We start from the raw sequence: 3,813 nt of genomic DNA, 5'->3' as shown, positions 1-3,813 counted from the left end.
AAAGTTAATAACTTGTTCACATTTTTTGAACAAAAGAATTTCATTATATCTTAGTTCATTTTTTATGAACAAACAATAATGCAAAAGACGATATATAGTCAATCTTATCCTAGAGTGACAAAATGGCTTAAAGAGGCAAGGGAGGAGAGGTCTTTGACAATGAGGCAATTGGCAAAGATATTAGAAGTCCAGCATTCTATTATTTGGAATATAGAAAATAATGAGCGCAGATTGGATATTGTGGAATACGTAAATTATTGTGAAAAGCTAAATATTGACCCTGTTGTTGGAATTAATATAATCAGAGATAAGCTTTAAATAACTTATGTTAGATGATTAATCAATCGGATCCACATCTAAATACCAGCGAACTTTATTTTTAAGCTTGATGGTGTCAATATGCTGGGTAAAGGTGGCTAGCATCTGATGAAGTGCCGCCCTATCATTAGACTGCAAGTACAAATTAAAATAATAATAATCCGCCTTTTTCTCAATTGAGTTAGGTGTTGGGCCCCAAATCTCAACGCCATTCATATCAATGCTTTTAAGCAGGCCGGCCACTTCTTGTAAAAACGCTTGAGCGTTGTCTTTATTTTTGGCATTGGCACAAAGCTGTGCTTGATGAGCAAATGGTGGCATCATCGCACTCATCCTTTGCTTAAGCAGCCCGCTGGCAAACTGTGTGTATCGATTTGATAAGACAAAGTTAAACATAGGGTGCTCTGGGAAGCGTGTTTGAATAGCCACTTCGCCTTGTTGGCCACTTCTTCCAGCACGTCCAGATACTTGGATAAGTAGTTGCGCCAAGTATTCGGTAGCGCGGAAATTGGTTGATAAAAACCCGCCATCAATGTCCAAAATGCCCACCATGGCTAGATTGGAAAAATCATGACCTTTGGCCAGCATTTGCGTGCCAACAATGATACAAGGCTCGCCAGAATTAATTTTTTCTAAGTGTTGAGCGAGTGCTTTTTTGCGCCTAGTGGTGTCGCGATCAATACGAATAATTGGGGTGTCTGCAAAGTGCGACCCTAGTGTTTCTTCCAGGCGTTCTGTGCCGTAGCCATAAACTTCCAAACTTGGCTGGGCACAATCAGGGCAAGTTTGTTCTGGCATTTTCTCATCACCGCAGTGGTGACATTTGAGTCGGTTAATGTGGCGGTGATAAATCATTGAAGCGTGACAATGATTGCATTCAGACTTCCAACCGCACTCTGTACAAAAATACACCGGCGCATAGCCACGTCGGTTGATAAACAGCATCACTTGTTTGCCGCTAGATAAGTACTGCTGCATTTTTTCAACCAGCAATTTTGATAGGGCGCCATCTGTATTGGTGCGCATATCAATCAGGCTGACTTTTGGCATCATCACATCACCCGCTCGGTTAGCTAGCGTTAAACGAGTGAGTTTGCCATCCATGGCATTTTTTAAAGTCTCAAGACTTGGGGTGGCTGTGCCTAAAATTAGCGGGATATTGGCCTGCTTAGCGCGAATAAAACTTAAATCTCGTGCAGAATAACGAAAGCTAGATTGTTGTTTAAATGAGCCATCATGCTCTTCATCAATAATAATCATGCCCAAATTAGGCATGGGTGCAAAAATGGCGCTACGGGTGCCTAAAACCACACCCGCTTCACCGCTTTTTGCCATCAAATAGGCGTCTAATTTTTGTGTTTCATTGAGTTGCGAATGAATGGCCACCACACGTGTTTCTAAACGATTTTCAAAACGAAAGATCATTTGCGGTGTTAGGCCAATTTCAGGCACTAAAACCAATACTTGCTTGTTTTGATCAAGTGCTGCCTGGGTAATGCGCAAGTAAACTTCGGTTTTTCCACTACCGGTTACCCCATGTAGTAAAAATCCATGATAAGCATTCTGTTTGACAAGAATGCTGTTAATGGCAGTATTTTGCTCGTCGGTGATCTCAAAATCAGGCTGATTAACTTGGGTTGGTAGGCCGACAACTTTTTTGATCTTGGCCTCTTTGCCAAGGCGCAAGTTTTTAGGTAGAACGGCCAATAGTACTTCGCCAATAGGGTGGTGATAGTATTTAGCAGACCAAAATAAAAAATCCAAAATTGGCTTATCAAGGATTGGTGTCTCGTCTAGTATTTGTTCGACTGATTTTAGCTTGTCAAATTCACTTTTTTGCTTATTAGACAACACAATGCCAACAACCTTTTTAGCGCCAAAAGGTACTTTAACACGTGCGCCAACAGCCACTTCAGTATCACTCAGATAATCAAAAGTTCGATTTAAAGGGACGGAAATAGCAACTTCAACGATTGGCATCAACTAGGGAAAGTTATCAACGTAAAATAAATCATTTTATCAAGTAAAGCTCTGACGTGATTGTTATTCAAAATAGTATTAATGACTCATCTATTGATGAAGGTTATTTGGCTGCTAGCTTACAACAGGTAATAGCCGACTTGGGTAAACCTGAGAGCGAGTTGTTAATTCGAATTGTTAATAAGGCTGAAATTCAAAGTTTAAATAAAACTTATCGACACAATGATAAGACCACCAATGTACTGTCTTTTCCAAGTGATCTGCCTATTGAGATAGATGAGTCAATTTTGGGTGATGTGGTTATTTGTCGTGATGTGGTAGCTAGTGAGGCGAAAGATCAAAGAAAATCTTTTGATGATCACTTACTGCACATGGCCATTCATGGCACACTGCATTTGATGGGTTATGACCATATTGATGACAAGGATGCCAACAAAATGGAAACTTTAGAGGTAAAAATTTTGGAAAAAATGAATATCGCCAATCCTTATCAGTAAAAATTTATTACTCACTATGTTCCATGTGGCCAATTCGCTCCATGGCTCGTAATTCATCGTCAATATAATACATTTTGAGTGAATTTCGCTCCCAAGGAGGCACGCCAGCCTCTTGCAGTACCTTTTTTAGGGATTGGGAGTGGGTTTTTCCAGGTAATTTAATGCGCTGACCTTCGGTGCGATGACGAACGGAAAAATTTGGCAAATTTTGCAATTCAAGCTGAATTGGGCAAGTTCTGTCTTTTTTATCGTCGGCATTGTCTATAAAATATAATTCTTGTTGATAGCGTCTAATTTCATAGTCATCCCATTGCACTAAAGGTTTGGCGTCTTGTTTTGCATGAAGTAGATCAATAATTTGACTCATAACCTTATCAGTGGGCGCTAAAAAACCCAGCAAACTCAGATGGTGACGCAAAATATTCTTAATTCTATGTGTTTCTAGTTTAATGAGCTCGACAGTATTAATGCGACCACTGTCATTGATAATGTTGTTGCTTTGTAAATCAATATCCGCTAATTCTCGTGTTAGTTTTAAGGCTTCTGATTGATGTTTGGCGCTCCTAGATAGGATTTTTGCTAAATTTTTATAAATAGTTGAGAGTTTTGGAATTATCTCTAAACGCAAGAAATTGCGCCTAAAATTAGTGTCTTTGTTGCTATCGTCCTCTATCCAGTTAAGTTTGTGCGTTTTAGCATAATCAATAATTTGAGCTTTGCTAATATCCAGCATGGGGCGATAATGACTACCTTTGCCCAAGGGTTTTTCTTTAGGCATGCTAGCCAGTCCGGCGCTGCCAGCACCTCTAAATAATTGTAAAAGTAACGTTTCAGCCTGATCTTGTTGGTGATGTGCAGTGCACAGCACCTCATTGTCTAGCAAATTACAAGATAATGAGTGATAGCGACTTTTACGAGCATTTTCTTCAATATTTTTAGAATTTTCTATATTTAAGTCAATATTTGAGTATGGAACATTGAGTGTGTTGCATACACTTTGGCAAAACAAATGCCAATC

General features: G+C 39.4%; 4 protein-coding genes. 2 read left to right on the top strand and 2 right to left on the bottom strand.

Annotated features, from left to right (window positions below; translation table 11 throughout):
* Positions 1 to 78: 78 nt before the first annotated feature.
* A complete protein-coding gene (locus tag PSN35_RS06440) occupies positions 79 to 318 on the top strand; it encodes a helix-turn-helix transcriptional regulator (RefSeq protein ID WP_300031071.1) in 240 nt (79 codons plus the stop codon).
* 18 nt (positions 319 to 336) lie between these two features.
* On the opposite strand, the gene priA is transcribed toward PSN35_RS06440, so the two are convergent.
* Positions 337 to 2,298, bottom strand: a complete 1,962-nt coding sequence (gene priA, locus PSN35_RS06435) for a primosomal protein N' (RefSeq protein WP_300031068.1) — start codon at positions 2,296 to 2,298, stop codon at positions 337 to 339.
* A 56-nt stretch (positions 2,299 to 2,354) separates the two neighbouring features.
* Between priA and ybeY the strand changes: the two genes are divergently transcribed.
* On the top strand, positions 2,355 to 2,795 hold the full coding sequence (gene ybeY / locus PSN35_RS06430; RefSeq protein WP_300031065.1) for an rRNA maturation RNase YbeY: 441 nt from the start codon (positions 2,355 to 2,357) through the stop codon (positions 2,793 to 2,795).
* Positions 2,796 to 2,802: 7 nt separating this feature from the next.
* Here ybeY and tilS read toward each other — a convergent pair.
* The coding region (tilS, locus tag PSN35_RS06425; protein ID WP_300031062.1) for a tRNA lysidine(34) synthetase TilS at positions 2,803 to 3,813 on the bottom strand (1,011 nt) is incomplete at its 5' end.

The sequence above is a fragment of the Candidatus Thioglobus sp. genome, from assembly GCF_028599055.1.
Taxonomy (GTDB): domain Bacteria; phylum Pseudomonadota; class Gammaproteobacteria; order PS1; family Pseudothioglobaceae; genus Thioglobus_A.
Note: the sequence above shows the minus strand (reverse complement) of the source record. Positions and strands in the feature narration are given on the sequence as shown.

What these genes read in the sequence shown, in the direction of transcription:
- PSN35_RS06440 (WP_300031071.1), top strand. Translation starts at nt 79, where the DNA reads ATGCAAAAGACGATATATAGTCAATCTTATCCTAGAGTGACAAAATGG.
- priA (WP_300031068.1), bottom strand. Translation starts at nt 2,298, where the DNA reads ATGCCAATCGTTGAAGTTGCTATTTCCGTCCCTTTAAATCGAACTTTT.